The organism is Ferruginibacter sp. (assembly GCF_049840995.1).
In the GTDB taxonomy this organism is placed as follows: Bacteria; Bacteroidota; Bacteroidia; order Chitinophagales; family Chitinophagaceae; genus Ferruginibacter.
The window spans coordinates 742,121-761,526 of the sequence record NZ_JASGIP010000004.1 but is presented as its reverse complement, the minus strand read 5'-3'; the positions used below and the strand labels follow the sequence as shown (position 1 = coordinate 761,526).

Genomic DNA, 19,406 nt, shown 5'->3' with positions numbered 1-19,406 from the left:
GTACTATTTATTAATGATTGAAGCAGTTGTTTTAAAATGCGCCTTGCGCTGCAACAGCCACTCGAAATCAGCGGTCCGCGGCCAGCCAAATTTTGGGGTACGTACCCCATCCACGACAGTATCTCCTACTGCAATACTCGCCGATGAATGACAGTTGACGCAGCCTTCGGTACCGAAGATCAGTCTCCTGGTATTTGCTGTATCGACGTTCTGCGGACCACCTTCGATCTGGAAGAATGCCGGTTCATTGGCGATGTATTTATTATAATAGGATGTTGCTTTTGTTGCTCCGACGATAGTGCCACCCTGGAAATAGGTTTCCATCACCATGTTGGTGAGAAAGGTGGGAACAGGTTTGCCTCCTGATTTGTTGGTGACCGCGTCCGGCAGCTTATACACTGTTGCATTCAATGGGTAAGCAGGTGCTGAAGGATCAGTAGGCCACTGGGTACCAATCAACTGGTAATACTGCCAGTAGGAATTTTTCTTTTTCAGGAGGGCCTGCACCTGGTGATTCAACTCCTGCGTCATACCGGGAATGGGCAATACCCGCATAATCTGGCTTTTGAGCGGCTTTAGCGTGCTGTCCGGTAATACATTCACCGGGCAGGTCAGGCATTCCGGGTCATAAAAAGAAGGCCGCAGACTCTTACCATGTACCTGCTCCAACAGGTTGGTCTCCACGTTGTCCACCTGTTCAAAAGTGGCCCAGATCCACTGGGGTGATGAACTGGTCTTAGCAGCGATATGCATTCCCACAAGCCCCACCGTTACTTTTTCCAGCTCTCCTTTTGTATTCAATACCCATGCTGGTTTGGTGAAATAGCGTTCTTCAAAATCCTTTCCCGGAACAATGATCTTCCATGCAAATTTCAGTTCTATAACTCCTTCTGTTTTACGGGAGCCAGAAGGAAAACTCACCGTTTTTCCCATTTTACTGAAACTGATCTGGCCATCAAGGTTGTAAAGCTCATTACTAATAATATAATCCACGCCCAATTTATTGAGTCGTATCTCATACCGGATAATGTTACCGTTCTGGTCCCAGATGGGCGCTGTGAAAGCCTGGTCCACTTCATCTTCGGGCATGTTGACACTTCTACCCTTTCCTGTCCTTTTCCATTTATCTTCTTCAAAAGCCGGAAACTTACTGGTGCGAAACAATACTTCCGCATCTTCCTTTCCTTTCATCTTCGACTGCAATTCTTCCGGCAACTCCGTTGCGGATGCCCAGCCCTGCGGCCTGCTGCCATCTTCCCGGAATATCTCGTAACTCTCTTTCCATTTTTCCCACACACGGTGTCCTGTATCCGAAATCTCCGGCATGGGTTTACCGTGTTCATCCACGGGCCAGTTCAGCGAAATAAACATCTGCCAGGATAGAATATCAAATATCCTTTGCGCTTCGGGCAGTTTATTACTATCCAGTAATTTTTTTTCCAGTAATGTATCCACGTCGTAAGGTGTAACCGGTGAAAGCGTATCCGGAAAATCAAGATAGCTCACCTGTTCAGCAGAACCAGATGCGGGCGTTTTACAGTTAGCCAGCAGCAATGAAATTGCCAGCAGGGCCGGCAATAAGCGGGCAGATAAACGGTAGGTCATGTCATTTGGTTTTAAAGTTCTGGTATCAGGTCAAATGTTCCCCACCCTGCTGTATAGCGGGCGTATTTTTATTGATCCAAGTAGCAAGAATCGTGGAAACAGTTTGAAAGGGGCGGTACTATTGGGTAAGGCTAAAGTATATAATTCCTGTGTGAAAAAAACAGGTGTTTCCCGCAATTTTTAAACGGGTTTTCACCTTGAAAATGTAAACTGTTGAAAACAGCCTACTTCTTAATTGGGTTTTTCATAAAAGCATCCTTCATTGGACTAAAATTAAGAGTCCCTTTGATATTACGCTGCCAATAAAAGAGAATAAGTATACAAACATCTGGTATTTGTGTTACCAGGAACTCCTGTAACCGGCTGAAATTTGCATTACAATAAAACGACAAAAAATGAAAAAAGTAATTTTAATCACTGGTGCAAGTTCCGGTATGGGTAAACAAACTGCCATAAAGCTTATTCAGGAAGGTCATTCAGTTTACCCGGTTGCACGAAGAATTGATCAAATGCAGAATTTAAAATCATTGGGAGGCTATCCCATGCAAATGGATGTAACCAATGAAAATGACATACAAAATGTTGTAGAAAGTATTTTAAAAAAGGAGGGTAAGATCGATGTACTTTGGAATAATGCCGGGTATGGTCTATACGGTTCAGTAGAGGATGTATCTCTTGAAGAAGCTAGAAAACAAATGGAAGTAAATGTCTTTGGAATCGCAGCCATGTCCCAAAAAGTTGTGCCTCAAATGCGTAAGCAAAAGTCAGGTATAATTATCAACACTTCCTCTATGGGAGGCAAAATGTATTTCCCCATGGGTGCATGGTATCATGCCAGCAAACATGCTGTAGAGGGGTTGAGTGATTGCATGCGATTAGAATTAAAACAATTCAACATCAAAGTAGTGGTACTGGAGCCAGGTTTTATTGCCACTGAATTTGGTTCTGTCCTGATTAATAACTTTTCAAAAATTTCAGGCCAAAGTGCATATAGTGGTATGATGACTAAAATTATTGATGGCACGAAAAAAGCTGCTCAGGGAAATGGTTCTTCAAAACCATCCGTGATTGCCGATACTATCAGTAAAATCGTCAGCAGTAAAAATCCCAAGACACGTTACAGGGTTGGAAAATTTGCCAAGCCAATGGTTTGGATGAGAACTTATTTGGGTGACAGACTATTTGACAAAATAGTAATGAGCCAGATGTAAAAACAATCATTTAAAATTTAAAGAAAAAAGTATGAAATCACTTAAGATACTAGTTTTATTAACACTTATGTTTGCGTCTAAAGTAATTGCACAAACAACCGAAAATGCAATTATAGGTAAATGGGAGTCAGATAAAAAAGATGTCAAGCTCGAATTTTTTAAATCGGGAAATGAATATCAGGCCAGACTATTATGGGGCAACCAAATAGTTGAAAGTGACGGTGTAACTTCAAAAAAAGACAGTAAAAATCCGGACAAGACTTTACGCACAAGAAATATCATTGGAATTATCAATGTAACAGGTCTGAAATGGGATGATGATGAATATAGCGGTGGAAAGATTTACAACCCTCCTTCCGGCGACACTTACAAATGTAAAGTATGGATCAAGGATGGTAAATTAAATCTCAGAGGCTATATGGGCGTCTCATTATTTGGTCAAACTGCAACCTTCCATCCCTACAATCAATAATTAAGCTAAAGAAATATTTCATGATTATTAATTTTTTCAATAACACCACTGCATGGATAAAGGGGGAGGTTTTTGAAAGTATCTTGATTTTTATCTTTGGGCTGCTTACAATAGTTTGCGGATTGCTGTTCTGGAAATTCGGTGTAACCCTGAATGCCAAAGCGCTGATTCTGCCTTTAATTACGGCAGGTCTTATATATATTGTAATAAGTGGATCATTATATATTTCTAATCAAAAGCGTTTACAGAATTTTCAACAAAAGTTTATTACTAACAAAGTAGCATTTATACAAGCCGAAAAGAAGCGTGTAGAGGATTTTCAATACATGTACAGCATTTCAAAAGTTGTAGCCACATTGTTTTTTATTGTCACACTCTGTATTTTCTGGTTTACAAAAAACGCGTCACTTCAGGGCTGGGGCATTGGCCTTACAATATTTGCTATTGCTGGTTTAATAGTAGATTATTTTTCTCAGGAAAGAGCAGAAATATATTATAAAGTAATTTTGGATACGATTAGTGAAACAGGGAAACCATTTTTTTAAAATTAAGCAAATGAATAAAGTTACACATATAGAGACAATTTCGGATATGCATAAAATGCTTCCGCATTCAAATGTAAAGCATCCTTTAGCAGCTGTCGTTGACTTTTCAAAATACCAGGAACAATTTTATTCAGGGATGAAAATAACGTTGGGATTTTATTCCGTTATGTTCAAAAATTTTTGTGTCAATAAGATGAAATATGGGCAGCAATCTTATGATTTTCAGGAAGGCAGTTTAGTTTGTATAGCCCCCAGGCAGGTTATAACACTTGATGAACCTGTAAAACAAACGGCAGACGTATCTGGATGGGGATTGTTTTTTCATCCGGATCTGATCAGGGGCACTTCTTTAGGTAAATCCATAAAAGAATACTCCTTTTTTTCTTATGAAACCAATGAGGCGCTTCATCTTTCAGAAAAAGAAAAGGCAACACTATACAATATCGTACAAAAAATAGATGAAGAGTTGTTTGACAATATTGATAAGCACAGTCAAACACTTATTGTTTCCAATATTGAGCTGTTGCTTAACTATTGTACCAGGTATTACGACAGGCAATTTATTACACGCAAGAATGCCAACAGGGATATGTTAATGAAAATTGAAGATATTCTAACCCGGCGTTTTCAATCAACTGATCTGAGCGAAAAAGGATTACCCACCGTCAAAGATTTAGCAGACCAGGTTTTCCTTTCACCCAATTATTTAAGTGACCTGCTTAAAAGGGAAACAGGTATGAATGCGCAGGATCGTATTCATTATTATCTCATTGAAGAAGCAAAAAATTTACTTTTAAGTTCTGGAAAAACTGTTGCCGAATTAGCTTTTTCAATGGGCTTTGAATATCCCCAATATTTTTCAAGATTATTTAAGTCCAAAACAGGGATGACGCCGCTCGAATTTAGGAATATGAATTAAACAGCTACTTAATAATTGCCTATTGTAAGATTTTACAAAATCGCTTTCTTTTGATATAAGTCTTATTGTCACAGAATTATTAAGAAAACAATTGCTCTCCTGTTATCCAGCCTCCTCCCAATAATTTCTTCTCCTGAGCTCAACAAATATTATATATAATTATTATTAATATATAAAAAATCTGTGAGGATTTCCAATACAGGTATCAACCACTGTTTGCCAAATCAGGTTGATTTATGAATTTTACGGCTTATTTTATCAGTTAAATTATCTTTAAGGTGAAATAATCATGATAAATTTGTTCAATTCTATGGAACAAATGTTTTAACTTCAAGTTTAGAAAGAAGTAAAAATACTCTATATCAACTACTTACATTTTTCATGCAAAAAGAGATCACTATTTATGATATTGCCAGAGAATTAAATCTCTCCACAGCAACCATAAGCCGTGCTCTTAACAATGATGCTGCTGTAACAGAAAGAACTAAAAGGCGGATCGTAGAAAAAGCAGAACAACTTGGTTATCGCTATAACAGTTTTGCCAGCAATTTACGTCAACAAAAGACCCATACAATTGGTGTAATCGTACCACAGTTAAATAGTAATTTTATCTCATCTGTTCTTTCAGGTATTGAAAAAGTGACGGCTCTCTCTAAATATGACCTTATTATAGGACATTCTTCAGAGCATTTTGAGAAAGAAGTAGCTAATGCCAGTAACTTTTATCATAAAAGGGTTGATGGGATCCTGGCAGCACTTGCGGTTGATACACAAAATCTTGATCATTATGAACCCTTTTTCGAAAGGAATATTCCCGTAGTTTTTTTTGACCGGGTAGAGGAAGATAGCAAAGGCACCAAGATCATTATCAATAATTTCAAAGCTGGTTACAGTGCTACCCAACATCTGATAGAACAGGGCTGTAAAAGGATCGTTCACATCACCTCCAACCTTAAAAGAAATGTCTACGAACAACGTTACCAGGGATACCGGGCAGCCTTGAAAGATAATCGGATTCGTTTTAACGAAAATTATCTGTTCCTCAATGACCTAAATGATGATTCAATTAGTGCTGTAGCTCGCCAAATCGCCGAAATGCAACCTTTACCAGATGGTGTTTTCGCCGGGAATGATCAAACGGCAGCTGTTTGTATACAAGTATTCAAAGAAAAAGGAATACGGATACCAGAAGATATAGCAATAGTAGGATTTAACAATGATGCCATTAGTAAGATAGTTGAGCCGCAGCTAACTACCATTAATTACCCTGGCTCTGATATGGGTGTTGTTGCCGCAACACATTTACTTAAACAACTATCAGGTGCTGAAGATATAAGCCACACTAACAGTATTGTTCTCAATTCTCAACTTGTTATAAGAAAATCATCTTTAAAAAGTGAAGTATTAAAACTATCAAAGCTTTAACCCTTTTAATGCTGATTTCTTGCAGAGGTAGAAACTCTAAACACCATGTCATTGGTAAATATTACCTGATTTGACTCCACTTTTTTATTGTTTATTAAATCTACAATCATTTCTGCAGCTTGTTTACCCATTTCAAAGGCAGGCGGCACTATTACTGATAAAGGAGCCGAAAGAAGTTGTGCGTATGGATTGTTTGAAAAACTAATAATCCGTATATCCCGTGGAATATTTAATTCCAGTTCATCGCATAGTTTATACAGCTGGAGTGCGTAACGATCAACTGAACAAAAAAATGCTATCCCTTTCTTATCTTTTATAAGAATTGTTTTCAGTTCCCTGTAAGCCTCATCGTTATCTGCATAGAAAAGGATTTGCACCTCAGCATTTTTGACATTTTTATCAGCCAGTGCTTTTTCAAAACCACTAAGTCGTTCTTTTATTGAAGAAATAGATCCATCAATTCCAATAAAGTAGATTTTTTTGCATTTTTTTTCAGTTAAGTGTGTTGCAGCATGGTAAGCACTAATAAAATTATTTGAAACCACCCATGGAACAGCATAGTCTTCTACCACTCTGTCAAAAAAAACAAGAGGAATCTGGCCAACCAGTTGTTTTATATGAGAATAATTGTGTTGCGGGTTCATTGAAACCGAAAGTAAAATACCATCTACGAGCCCGGTTTCTAAGAGGTGAAGGACTTTTTTTTCAATGAGCCAGTCATCATTTGTCTGATAGATCATTAAATTAAACCCTTCTTTATGTACAATTGTTTCAACTCCTTTAAGTGCCAATGAAAAAAAATGATTTGATATATCAGGTACTAAAACTGCAATCGTTTTGGTTTTCTTTATCCGCAAACTGCGGGCATGGGGATTAGGTTGATAATTGAGTATTTGTGCCAATTCAATTACGCGTTTCTTTGTCTTTATACTTATCCCAGGCTTATCCTGAATCGCACGTGATACGGTGGAAATTGAAAGCCCCAGTTTTTCTGCAATATCTTTAAGTTGTATGTTTATCATTTGAACTTATAAAATAATTGTTCCCAGGTCCCCTGATAATAATTACTGTACTGTAAATTATTCATGACTATTTGCCGATCATACTGATTTTTATCCACGTTTGAGCAACTTACTATATTACAGAAATCAACTGCAGATCACTTTAATTCAAGAACTACAACACTTGTTGCAGGAATTTTTACGACTAGCTTATTACCTGCCAGTGTTACCGCTTCAAAATTTACTGGTTTTATTTTCTCAGGGTTATCAAAACTATTATAATCCTGCATCCGGCCTGATTTTAAAATCCTGCCACTAACTGAGCTATAAGAAGCTCCCTTAATATTAATAGTTACAGTTTGTTCTTTATTGGGATCGATATTTACTAAAGATATATGTGTCAGTCCATTCTTATCTTTTGATGCCGAAGCATTCACTGCTTTTAATTTATCCTTACCCAAAACATAATCTACGCTAGTAACTTTGAGCGGCAGCATTAATGCATCCTGGTGTACGTTGTACATTTCCATTACGTGATACGTAGGTGTAAGGATCATTTTTTCTTTGTCAGTTAAAATCACTGCCTGCAATACATTGATCACCTGGGCCAGGTTAGCCATCTTCACCCTGTCCGCATGATTATTGAAGATGTTGAGGTTGCTGCCAGCGATCATAGCATCCCGCATTGTATTCTGCTGAAATAAAAAAGCAGGATTGGTTCCCGGTTCAACATCATACCATCCGCCCCATTCATCTACAGCCAATGCTTTTTTCTTTTTAGGATCATACTTATCCATGATAGCACTATGCTTGGTCACCAGTTCCTCCATAAGTAAAGCTCTTTGCATGGTAATAAAATATTCCTTTTCTGAAAAGTTAGTAGAAGGCCCCTTTTTATTCCAATCAATCACACTATAATGATGCAATCCCAATGCATCAAACATATTGGCAGGCAATTCTTTCATCAATACTTCTGTCCAGTGATAATCATTATCACTTGCACCGCTGGCAATACGATATAATTTATCGCTGTTGTTCCAGTCAGTCATAAAAGTTGCATACTGGCGGTACACATCTACGTAGTGTTCAACTTTCATATTACCACCACAGCCCCAGGCTTCGTTACCCAACCCCCAAAAACCAACTTTCCATGGTGTGGTTCTACCATTGGCCATTCGAAAATCTGTCATAGGGCTGCTGCCGTTTGGATAAGTGGTATATTTCACCCAATCAGTCAATTCCTGTGGTGTACCGCTTCCAACATTTCCGCTTAGATAAGGTTCTGCGCCTAGCTCTTCGCACATATTTAGAAACTCGTTTGTTCCAAAGCTGTTATCTTCTTTTACATTACCCCACCACACATTAAGCATGCTTGGTCTTTTTTCTTTAGGCCCAACGCCGTCACGCCAATGATAAGTATCTGCAAAACATCCACCCGGCCAACGAAGTACAGGTATTTTCATTTTCTTAAGTGCCGCAATAACGTCAAGCCTTACACCATTTTTATTAGGTATCGATTTATTGTTTTCTCCTACATAAAATCCATCATAAATACAATGACCAAGGTGCTCTGAAAAATGGCCGTAAATGAACCTGCTAATCGTATCTTTTGCCCCGGTTACATCAATCGAGATAGTGTTTTGAGCGGCTGCTATGGCAGTAAATGCCATAAAGCAGGCAATTATTAAAAATCTTTTCATTATTGAATGGTTAGTGTTTTTATTAAAACGTTTGATGTGGTTTTATTTTTTACTCCTGGTTGCCCTCCTCCAACACTTACGCTCAGTTTTCCTGAAGGCTGATACATTTTTCCATTTATATCTACCAGGGACAGTTGTTCAGGATTAAGTGTAAATGATATCTTTGTTGATTCCCCTGCCTTTAGAAAAATTCTTTTAAATCCCTTTAAAGCTTTCAAAGGAGCACGCTCCGGTATTTTCTGATATGCCAGGTATAGCTGAGCAACTTCTTCGCCATCTCTCTTTCCTGTATTGGTAATAGTGCATGTAACTACCAGGTTCTGCCCTTTTTTGAGCGTGGCGGGTATGTTAGCCCCTGAATAATTAAATGATGAATAACTTAACCCAAATCCAAAAGGGTAAAGTGCGTCTCCATTAAAGTAACGATACGTTCTGCCTTTCATACTGTAGTCACTGAATCCCGGCAAATCCTTTTCTGTTTTATAAAATGTAACAGGTAACCGACCAGCCGGATTATAGTCCCCAAATAAAACATCAGCAATAGCAGTTCCGGCACTTTGCCCTCCATACCAGGCGTTAATAATGGCAGGAAGATTTTCACTTTCCCAGGGTGTTGCAATTGCACTCCCGGTCATCATAATAAACGCTACTGGTTTTCCGGTAGCATGCAAAGCTTTCATCATTTCAGTTTGTATTGCGGGCAGTTGTATCGTGGTTCTATCTCCCCCATTAAAACCTGTCGCATTAACTGGCATTTCTTCGCCTTCAAGTTGCGGAGAAATTCCTCCAACATACAAAATCACATCTGCATCCTTTACACGATTAGTCAATGAAAGGTAATCGGTACGGTCAAAATTTCCTGCCCGTAAGCTAATATTCGCTTTTCCCGCACCTTGAAAATATTCCAGCGTAAGCCTGTAAACAGAATCCTTTTTTGTCTGCAACTTGAAAGTTCTTGCTCCCATACGGTTACGGAGCCATGTGTTAATCACATCTTTTCCATTGATATTTAACCGGTACCCATCATCCCCGTCTACTTCAAATGTTATACTACCATCTGCTGTTGCAGTAAAATCAGATGTATACCGGGCTGAGAAATTAGTTGCAACAATATTTCCAATAACAGCCTGACCTTCCTGCCATGCATGTTCGATAGAAGCCTCTGTCAATGTCGAAACGGGATTGCCCTGCAGGTCACGGTTATTAAAATACTCTGCTTTAAAACCCTGTTTCCCATTCCAGTTGAATTGTCTGCTCACATCAGCATAAACAAGCAAGGTATCGTTAATAAATGTTGTTCCCTTTTCATAAACTACTTCAGTATTTGCGCCCAATTTTTCTTTAATACCATCGAGCACGGTAACAATTTGTGATGGTATACCATTATAATTACCCAATACCGCCACCCGGTTATCTGCGTTGGGACCAATTACTGCAATTTTTTTAATGCTGTTCTTATTTAAGGGCAATGTATTGCCAGCATTTTTTAATAGTACAATACTCTGTTGAGCCATTTTTAATGCCAGCGCTTTATGTTCCGGCGCTTCGAGGGTGGAAGCAGATACATTGGCATATTTTACCATTGACGGAGGATCGAACATGCCTAAACGATAGCGGATAGTGAATAAGCGGCGTACCGAAACATCTATTTGCGCTTCACTGATCAGGCCTTGTTTCACGGCATTTATTAATGTATAATATACAGATGTACCGCACTCAATATCTGTTCCGTGCATTACACCATCCACTGCAGAAGTAATGGAATCCTTATGCGTTTTATGGTACTTGAAAAAATCATCAATGGCCCAGCAGTCACTGGTAACATAACCATTGAATTGCCATTGCTTGCGCAGAGATATCATTTATTAACAAATCATTGGCGCAACAGGGTTGTGTATTAACAGCATTATAAGCACACATTACACCTGCCACATTTGCTTTTGTTATCAATTCTCTGAATGCAGGTAAATACGTGTCCCAGAGGTCATACGTGGAGGGATCGAAATTATCCACATGACGGCTTGGTTCTGGCCCGCTATGAACTGCAAAGTGTTTTGCGCAGGCTGCAGCCTTTAAATATTTGGGATCTTCACCCTGCAACCCTCTTACAAAAGCACGTGCCATCATGGCCGTCAGAAAAGGATCCTCTCCATAAGTCTCCTGCCCTCTTCCCCAGCGTGGATCACGAAATATATTTATGTTGGGAGTCCAGTAAGTTAATCCCACATAGCGGTCTTTTGTTTTACCCTGTTCAATCGCCATATTTTGTATCGCCCTGCCTTCCATAGCGGAATAATCAGCCATGCGGTATAAAGAATTACTGTCCCATGTTGCTGCCATGGCTATGGCCTGGGGATAAGAAGTAACATGGTAGGGAGTTCTTGCAACTCCGTGTAATGTCTCATTCCACCAGTCATAAGCTAAAATGCCAAGTCGTGGTATAGCTGGCGTGGCATTAAGCATTTGGTGTACCTTTTCTTCAAGAGTTAAACGGCTAACTACATCGTTTACCCGTTGTTCCATGGGCAAGTTATAATCCCACATCGGATATTTTTTGTACTCCTGCCCGATGGCTAATTTTGCTAACAGTTGCATAAAAAGCAGGAAAGAAAAGTATTTCATAAATTGTACTTTTACGATACCTGAAGCATTATTTACTATTTTATAAAGCATACTCTTAATTTACAAATAAGGTTTAATGGTTTTGATAAACCCATTCTCATCATACTCCAAGGGTGTTACCTTCACTGATCTTAAGTGAGTAACCCCTTTACTTAAACTACTATCGTGGTAAAATAAATACCATGTACCACTAAATTCACAAATTGAATGGTGAGATGTCCAGCCCACTACGGGCTCAAGGATTTTTCCGGCGTATTTAAAGGGGCCATACGGAGTATCGCCGATACCATAACAAATAAAGTGTGTATCCCCTGTTGAATAAGAAAAATAATATTTGCCGTTATACTTGTGCATCCACGAAGCTTCAAAAAACCGTCTGTCTTTATCTCCGCTCAATAATGGCTTACCATCCTCATCAATGATCAATACATCTTGCGGGGTTTCAGCAAATTCCAGTAAGTCACTAGTAAGCTTTGCGACTTTAGAACACAAAGCAGGCTCATCATCTGATGGTAAAAATGCAACTGGGCTCTCTGCCTGTTCACTTTTAAATGTACCGGTTCTCCAGCGTTGTAATTGCCCGCCCCAAATACCGCCAAAGTACATGTAATACTTTCCATTATCGTCTTTGAATACAGCAGGGTCTATTGAAAAACTCTCTTTGATCGCTTCAGGCTGCGGGCTAAAAGGTCCATAAGGTCTGCTGCTAACAGCCACACCAATACGAAAAATACCGTCATGGCCTTTTGCCGGGAAGTATAAATAATAAATACCATTCTTTTCTGCTGCATCCGGGGCCCACATTTGTTTGTCCGCCCAGGGTACATCGTCTACATGCAATACGACGCCATGATCTGTCACTTCGCCTTGAGGTCCATCCATTGATATGACATGATAATCTTCCATGGCAAAATGACTTCCCAAATCATCAAAAGCATCCCCGGCATCAATATCATGTGAAGGGTAAATATAAATTTTTCCATTAAATACATGAGCCGAGGGATCCGCAGTATAAATGTGGGATATCAAAGGCTGCGAAATGGCTCTCTTGCTTAAGTCATCAAAATTGACATGATCAATGTTATCCTCAGGCATTGTCTTTTATGATTATAGTTATGAAATTATTTTCTTCTTTCTTTTAAATCACTCTCAATCTGGACTTCCATTTTCTTATTTATTTTATAAAAGAAAAGTAATCCTACAGCAATAAGAAATGGAATTGCCGGATAAATGCTAACCAGCATTTTTGTACCCCTAATAGCCCTGTCTGTTTGACCTATAGTACTATTGGCCACATAATCGTATGTACCTAATATCCATGATACTAATGAACTGCCAATACTGAGTCCGGCTTTCAACCCAACCATCATAGCAGAAAAAATAATGGCTGTTGCCCTACGGTTATTCTTCCATTCGCTATAATCAGCCACGTCAGCAATCATAGTCCATAATATTGGTGTACTGATGCCATAGAAGAAGCCATGCAATACTTGTGCACCAAAAATTACTCCGATTGATTTTGGCGGGAAGAAGTAAAAAAAATCGATAAATAATGTTGAAATGAATAATGACGTCATGAATACATTGCGTTTGCCATATTTATTGGCAAACTTTTGTGATAACATAATACCCACCAGGCCTACCAGAATACCACCACCATTAAATACTCCCAGGCCCAATGCAGTATCACTTTCAAAAGTGGGCAGGAATTTTTTGAAGGGTGCTAAAAAATTACTTAGTTCTGTTTTATCGACGTAGTTCTCAAAATAATAAACATAAGAGCCTCCTTTCATGGCGAGCGTTATAAATACCAGGGTCGTCACCACGAGCATAATTATCCAGGGCCTGTTTTTAAATAAATCAGCAAGATCTTCTTTTAAACTTGATCTTTGTTCCGGTTTTGGAATTACTCTTTCTTTGGTAGTTAAAAAACATATTACCAGCATAACAGTACCTATAATGGCCAACACGGTCATCACTTTGGAAATTCCGATAGCTTTGGCTTCAACGCTATCGCCGCCACCTGCTTTAATAATAAAATTGTACATGAATACCTGCACAAAAAACTGTGCGAACATTACTGCAACAAAACGGTAAGCACCGATACTGTTACGTTCTTTCATGTCACCGGTGATTACACCACTCAACGCAGAATAGGGTAAATTATTTGCAGCATACAACAATAACAGCAACGCGTAAGTGATAACGGCATAAATAACTTTGCCCTGGTAGGAAAAGGCAGGTGTTTTAAATGCAAGGAGAGAAACCACCCCTAATGGTACAGCAGTCCACAATATCCATGGCCTGAATCTACCCCACCTGCTTTTTGTCCGGTCTGCTACGGCTCCCATAACGGGATTAAAGGCAAATGCAGCCACCAGGCCTACTATTAGTGTAAGCATGGAAGCATGCTCGGGCTTCAAACCAAAAATATTTAAGTAGTAATAAGATATCCAGGTAACTAATGTCTGAAAAACCAGGTTAGCAGCCAGGTCTCCAAGGCTGTATCCCACTTTTTCAAGTACAGATAATTTTTGATTGCTTGAACTCATTTGAATCTGGTTTAATGTTGGTTATTTTTTTAAAGCTGCCACCGCATAAAATGCAGGCTTGGGTAAATAATTTCTGTCGAATAATAAAGGGTAATTGGTTCTTCCTCTCACAGGCCATCCGTTAAGCCAGCTTTGACCGTCATGTACCCCCCATAGTGTGACCCGCGAAACATTGTTTTTATATTTAAGAAACAGCCTGAATAGCGCTTCATAATCGCTTGCCAGTTTTTGCTGCACACTGTCGGGTAAACCATTAACATAAGGATTGTTTGATGAGCCGCCCTGCATGGTCTGACTTACATCTGCACCAGAAAAGTTACGGTTAAGCACTTCTATATCTAGTTCGGTGAACATTACTTTTAAACCAAGTGCTGAATATTGGACAATGCTTTCCTCTATGTCTTTTAACGGGATCTTACCCAGATGCCAATGCCCCTGTATCCCGACTCCATCAATACGTACTCCTGCAGCCTGAATTTTTTTAATCAGTGCAATACAACCTGCACGTTTTGCAGGCTGCTCATTATTGTAATCATTATAATACAGTTGCGTATGTGGTGCAGCTTCCTGTGCAATTCGGAAAGCATCGGTTACGAAATCATCCCCCAGTTTCTGAAGAAATACTGATTTACGCATAGTACCGTCTTCATTCAACGCTTCGTTTACTACATCCCATGAATATACTTTTCCATCGTACCTTCCTGCGACAGTTTTAATATGATTGGTAAAAAATGTCCTGAATGAATCCACACTTTGTATTCTACGCGCAAAGGCTGGCATTTGGCTATGCCATATCAAAGTATGCGCATTCACTTTGATGTCATTCTTTTTACAATACTCTACCATTTTATCAGCTAGATCAAAATTATAGGTGTCCCAGGCCGGATGTATAATCTCTTCTTTCATGATGTTTTCAGGAGTAGCCATATTAAACTGCCGTGCAATCAATTCGGCCGCCTTAGGGTCTTTTTCTTCTATCTGTTCGGTATTAAGTGCAGTACCGATCCCGAAATCATTTTTGTACAATGCTTTTAAGGAAGGGGGCTCTTTAGTGATGGTAGCTTTCCTGCCTGATGTACATCCTGCAACAAATAAGCACAGATAACATACTGCTGCAAAGGCATTTCTTTGTGTCATAGAATTTATTTTTTATTATTATTCAATTTGATTGTTTCCGGCGGCCCCAGGTAACTTGGCTTAAGGCCCCCAAAGTCCAGTGTAAGTTTTTGCAATACCAGTCCGCTGTTTATCATCCAATATTTCACCGTGTGTTTTCCTGCGGATGGTATATTATGTGAAGATGTTTTAATGATGATATTATCGCCAACCCATTTATAGTTTATTCCGCCTTCTGTTGGCTTATCTTCTTTGTTTACACTGATAACCTGGGGCGCCTCATCATCAACCGAAATCGCATACTCAAAACCGTCAGGCAGGTATAAAAAATTAAGTGTTGGAGAAAAGTAAGTATTTAAACTAAAGTGCCCTTTACTGTACGTGTAAAATTCGTATTCAAGACAGGGAGAGTTACCAGTCAGTTGAACGGGAGTAGCTGTAACAGGCAAAGTAGTAACTGCCATAGTACCTGTTCTGCTAAAAGCAGGTAATAACTCCCATTTTATATCATGCCGGTTAATAGCTTTGGAAAAATTCCCTGCATTAATTGAAACATATTTATCCTGTTCATAAAAAACCGGGTAGGATACCTGAGTCAGGTTTTGTGCTTTTACCGGTTTAACCAGGGAATCAACAAAGGCTATTGCGGAATCTTCAGACAGGTATTTTACTTCCGGCATAGTTTGAAACCTTGGTTCCTGCCAGCTTCTGTAGCCAATATGTTTCTGACTCATCATGAAATTCCACTTACCGTTATTTAACTGATGATATTGAAGAGTTATTAAAGAATCGTTGATGTATAACTGTTTTACTTTATCGGCATACTGATTGGCTACAGCCCATTTATTGGTGTAAGCTTTTTTATTCAATGCCACATTGTAATACATTTCATTTAAATTGGCACAGGCTTTAACCGGATGCAATACCAGTTGAAAATATGCATCTCTGTAAGCGGCAGGCAAAAGTTCATTGATATGTTCAGCCTTTTTTAATAGTTCATTATACTCATCAACCACCCGTGGCCACTCGTTATAATTAAAACTATAGGTACTGGCATCCACCATTTCCGGTTTGCGCCTCGAGTTATATATGCTGTATTTAGAAAGTATATCAGCAATTTGAGAGGCATAAGTTTTTCCGAACTGCGCTGCTGCCCATTGCTCAGCATAGTTTTGTAAATCTTTTGCTGCAATTTTTTCTGGATTCCATGCATAATCAAGAAAAAAACTGATCGGATATTCCATTGGCTTTATATCACCTACATTTACAATCCAGATATTTCTTACATTGTATTCATAAGCAATGTGCATTTGTTCCCATACCCTTGGAATTGAATTTGTGTTAAGCCATTTATAGTTTCGCGGCCCGCCTACATAATCAAAATGGTAATAAATGCCGTATCCCCCTTTTCTTGGTTTATCATCCAACTTCGGCAGCTTGCGTATATTACCCCAGTTGTCATCACACAATAATAATGTAACGTCATCGGGTACCCGCATTCCTTTATCATAATAATCCTGCACCTCTTTATACAGAGCCCATAACTGGGGAATAGATGATGCCGGCTTTTTAGTAATCTCTTCCAGTATACTACGCTGATCGGCTACAATTCTTTCCAGCAACGCTGTAGCAGTTCCCTGCGTCATTGGCATATCACCATCTCCCCGCATACCTACGGTTACAATACTTTCATGCTGCTGCATATTTTCAATACCCTTTTTCCAGAAATCACGTAAAACAGTATCGTTCTTGGTATAATCCCAGGCACCTTTACCAAATTTTTTCCATTCCTGTTGGGCCCGAAGCATGGGCTCATGATGTGAGGTACCCATTACAATTCCATACTCATCAGCTAATACAGGATTTAAAGTATCATCAGTATTGAATGCACTACCCCACATAGCAGGCCACAGGTAATTAGCTTTATTGCGCAGCAGCAATTCAAAAACTTTTTCGTAAAACAAGTGATTAAAGCCCCCGAATTTTTCTTTTGACCAGTTACTTAAACAGGGCGCTTCATCATTAATAAAAAAACCACGGTATTTCACCTTGGGGGCGTCTGTAATAACGATCTTGGTATTGATATAAATATTTGCATTCTTTTTTACCGGCACATCGGCCCACCAGTACCATGGTGAAACACCAATCTGTTTCGACAATTCAAAAACACCATAAGCTGCTCCTCTCCTGTCACTTCCCGTTATGACAAACAGGTTTACTGCCAGCTCATTTTTTTTTGATACATCAATTGTCCGGATGTTGTATGCTTCCCACTTTCCTTTTAGTGAATCCAGTTGAAGTAATTTTTGGTTCTGCAGTTTTTGTATATAAGAAGACCTATTCAAAGTTCCAATAACAATAATATTTTTAGAAAACTTATTTATTGAATGAATCACTTCAGGTCTTTTACCTGTCACCATTGCTATATCATCTTGCAATAATACTGCCGCTCTCTTTACGAGTATTTCCTCTAAACTGTCTACATATATTGCCGCATCAGCAAGATTAAGTTTTGTTGGTTGAGTTGAAACCAGTTGAGCTTTGCTTTTTATAAAAGTGAATATCAGAAGTGTCAGTAATAACACTCTTATTTTTTGTCCATAAATTGTTGTTCTATGTTTCATATTCCAAATAGTTGGTTTAAATACTATCGTACTTATACTTTTAACATCATTTCTGTTTGATCATAATCTTTAGCTGAGTAAAAGAATGAGCAGGAAAGCTATAAGTAAGCTTGTTATTTTTTGTTTCAGTGTTTGTTTTTAAAGTTGCATACTGATCCTTTTTTTCAAATACAAATGCCTCCTGTAAGTCTTTACAGGTTATGACGTTTCCTTCAGCTTTGCCAGTAAAATCACCAGAAATACTTATAACATCTGCAGTGATAGCTTTGTCCTTGTGCCTGTTCACTACATTTACAAAAACGATATTAGCGTCTTTGGAATAAGTTGCACTAACGTCTAAATAAGGTATGCCTTTATATTTTTCTGTATTGAATGTGTCGCAAGCAACATAAGTATCAATTGAAAGACCGAGGCAATTGTTAGAATATGCCTTAAATAAATAAAACAATGGAGACTTGAATGTTCCCTGTTTAGGATTGTTAGATAAGAGTGATGTCAGCAACGTGAAGTTGGACATTTTTACAACATCTGCATGACGTATAAAAGAATTGAAAGATTGCGCGACTGGGAGGACACTCATAAAATTTCTTCCAAAAGCACCCCATTCATCAACAGAAAGATAAATGGGATTTTTAAAACCCTGTGTATTGGACACTGCTTCAATCTCGCCGGCAGTTATTTTAATCCTGTCATCGAAAATTCTGGAGCCATCTCCCATATGTATATAATAATCCGGCGAATTCTCCCAATAACTGTGTATTGAAAGGTATTTTATTTTGTCTCCAATACCTGTTAAAACTTTACGGTTCCAGTCATCCCATCCATTCTTGCTATACCAGGAAGAACCGCAGCCAACAAATTCAACACTATTATCAACCGCCTGCATAGCTTTTGCAGCTTCCCTAGCTACTTCAACATAATCATCAGCATTTTTATGTCCCAGTTCCCAGGGCTTTCCGTCTACCTCATTTCCCAGGTCCCAAATCTTAACTTTGTAAGGTATGGGGTGACCGTTTTTTGCACGCAGGTCGGAATAATATGTTCCTTTCGGATAGTTACAGTATTCCAGCCAGTATGCTGCATCCTGAATATTGCCAAGACCAAGATTAACTGCAACCACATTTTCAGTTCCTAAAGATTTGTTTAACGCAAACCATTCGTCAGTTCCCACTTGGTTATCATCAATGCCTCCCCATGCCATATTGATTCGGGCAGGCCGTTTGTCCTTAGGACCGATACCATCCTGCCAATTATAGCCCATTAAAAAATTACCTCCCGGCCAGCGCATATTGGTCACCTTTAGTTCTTTCATTGCATCGATATAATTCTTCTTAAATCCATTTTCGTCTGCCATTGGCGACAAAGGATCATATAAAGTGCCATAAAGCGTATTTAACCTTGGTGAATCGGGTAAACCCCGTCTTCCACTGATTTGAATGGGCTCCATGAAAACGCCATAGATTTTTGGATCAATTGTCCCGATGACTCTTTCCACATCAATTTTTATAGTCGCAGTCTGAGCAACTAAATTATAAGGCATTACAAAAAGTGTTGCAAAGAGTAATTTTTTCATAAAAAAATTTTTATTTTTTAGATATAAATTTTATGTTTTGT

General features: G+C 38.8%; 16 protein-coding genes and 1 pseudogene. 6 read left to right on the top strand and 11 right to left on the bottom strand.

The window, feature by feature from the left end; translation table 11 throughout:
* Positions 1-3 precede the first annotated feature (3 nt).
* On the bottom strand, positions 4-1,605 hold the full coding sequence (locus QM738_RS14025) for a hypothetical protein (protein WP_462277352.1): 1,602 nt from the start codon (positions 1,603-1,605) through the stop codon (positions 4-6).
* Here QM738_RS14025 and QM738_RS14020 point away from each other — a divergent pair.
* The 6 genes from QM738_RS14020 (at position 1,604) to QM738_RS13995 (ending at position 6,177) form a co-directional block, all read left to right on the top strand.
* On the top strand, positions 1,604-1,789 hold the full coding sequence (locus tag QM738_RS14020; protein WP_462277351.1) for a hypothetical protein: 186 nt from the start codon (positions 1,604-1,606) through the stop codon (positions 1,787-1,789). The genes QM738_RS14025 and QM738_RS14020 overlap by 2 nt on opposite strands.
* Positions 1,790-2,000: 211 nt before the next feature.
* Entirely contained in the window at positions 2,001-2,816 is an 816-nt protein-coding gene (locus tag QM738_RS14015) for an oxidoreductase (protein WP_462277350.1), read from the top strand.
* A 31-nt stretch (positions 2,817-2,847) separates the two neighbouring features.
* On the top strand, positions 2,848-3,288 hold the full coding sequence (locus QM738_RS14010) for a DUF2147 domain-containing protein (protein ID WP_462277349.1): 441 nt from the start codon (positions 2,848-2,850) through the stop codon (positions 3,286-3,288).
* A 20-nt stretch (positions 3,289-3,308) separates the two neighbouring features.
* Positions 3,309-3,833, top strand: a complete 525-nt coding sequence (locus tag QM738_RS14005) for a hypothetical protein (protein ID WP_462277348.1) — start codon at positions 3,309-3,311, stop codon at positions 3,831-3,833.
* A gap of 10 nt (positions 3,834-3,843) precedes the next feature.
* Positions 3,844-4,752 (top strand): helix-turn-helix domain-containing protein, encoded by a 909-nt coding sequence (locus QM738_RS14000; protein ID WP_462277347.1) that lies wholly within the window; start codon positions 3,844-3,846, stop codon positions 4,750-4,752.
* A 381-nt stretch (positions 4,753-5,133) separates the two neighbouring features.
* Positions 5,134-6,177 carry a LacI family DNA-binding transcriptional regulator gene (locus QM738_RS13995; RefSeq protein WP_462277346.1) on the top strand — a complete coding sequence of 348 codons (1,044 nt, stop codon included), beginning with the start codon at positions 5,134-5,136 and terminating at the stop codon, positions 6,175-6,177.
* A gap of 5 nt (positions 6,178-6,182) precedes the next feature.
* On the opposite strand, the gene QM738_RS13990 is transcribed toward QM738_RS13995, so the two are convergent.
* The 10 genes and pseudogenes from QM738_RS13990 to QM738_RS13945 form a co-directional block, all read right to left on the bottom strand.
* Entirely contained in the window at positions 6,183-7,199 is a 1,017-nt protein-coding gene (locus QM738_RS13990; RefSeq protein ID WP_462277345.1) for a LacI family DNA-binding transcriptional regulator, read from the bottom strand.
* A gap of 137 nt (positions 7,200-7,336) precedes the next feature.
* Entirely contained in the window at positions 7,337-8,878 is a 1,542-nt protein-coding gene (locus tag QM738_RS13985) for an alpha-N-arabinofuranosidase (protein WP_462277344.1), read from the bottom strand.
* Positions 8,878-10,557 (bottom strand): glycoside hydrolase family 3 C-terminal domain-containing protein, encoded by a 1,680-nt coding sequence (locus QM738_RS13980; RefSeq protein ID WP_462277536.1) that lies wholly within the window; start codon positions 10,555-10,557, stop codon positions 8,878-8,880. Before QM738_RS13980 ends, QM738_RS13985 begins: the two co-directional genes overlap by 1 nt.
* Positions 10,558-10,740 (bottom strand): annotated as a pseudogene (locus QM738_RS13975) (hypothetical protein); the annotation flags it as partial.
* On the bottom strand, positions 10,691-11,551 hold the full coding sequence (locus QM738_RS13970) for a glycoside hydrolase family 3 protein (protein WP_462277343.1): 861 nt from the start codon (positions 11,549-11,551) through the stop codon (positions 10,691-10,693). The pseudogene QM738_RS13975 and the gene QM738_RS13970, both read right to left, overlap by 50 nt.
* A 9-nt stretch (positions 11,552-11,560) precedes the next feature.
* Positions 11,561-12,595, bottom strand: coding sequence for a glycoside hydrolase family 43 protein (locus tag QM738_RS13965; RefSeq protein WP_462277342.1), 1,035 nt, complete (start codon positions 12,593-12,595; stop codon positions 11,561-11,563).
* Between the two features lie 26 nt (positions 12,596-12,621).
* The gene (locus QM738_RS13960) at positions 12,622-14,052 is read right to left on the bottom strand and encodes an MFS transporter (RefSeq protein WP_462277341.1); all 1,431 of its coding nucleotides are present in this window, start codon (positions 14,050-14,052) and stop codon (positions 12,622-12,624) included.
* 21 nt (positions 14,053-14,073) lie between these two features.
* Positions 14,074-15,189: an endo-1,4-beta-xylanase gene (locus QM738_RS13955; protein ID WP_462277340.1), complete on the bottom strand. Its 1,116-nt coding sequence runs from the start codon at positions 15,187-15,189 to the stop codon at positions 14,074-14,076.
* Positions 15,190-15,194: 5 nt separating this feature from the next.
* Positions 15,195-17,792 (bottom strand): glycosyl hydrolase 115 family protein, encoded by a 2,598-nt coding sequence (locus QM738_RS13950; protein WP_462277339.1) that lies wholly within the window; start codon positions 17,790-17,792, stop codon positions 15,195-15,197.
* A gap of 46 nt (positions 17,793-17,838) precedes the next feature.
* The gene (locus QM738_RS13945; RefSeq protein WP_462277338.1) at positions 17,839-19,365 is read right to left on the bottom strand and encodes an alpha-L-arabinofuranosidase C-terminal domain-containing protein; all 1,527 of its coding nucleotides are present in this window, start codon (positions 19,363-19,365) and stop codon (positions 17,839-17,841) included.
* Between the last annotated feature and the right edge of the window lie 41 nt (positions 19,366-19,406).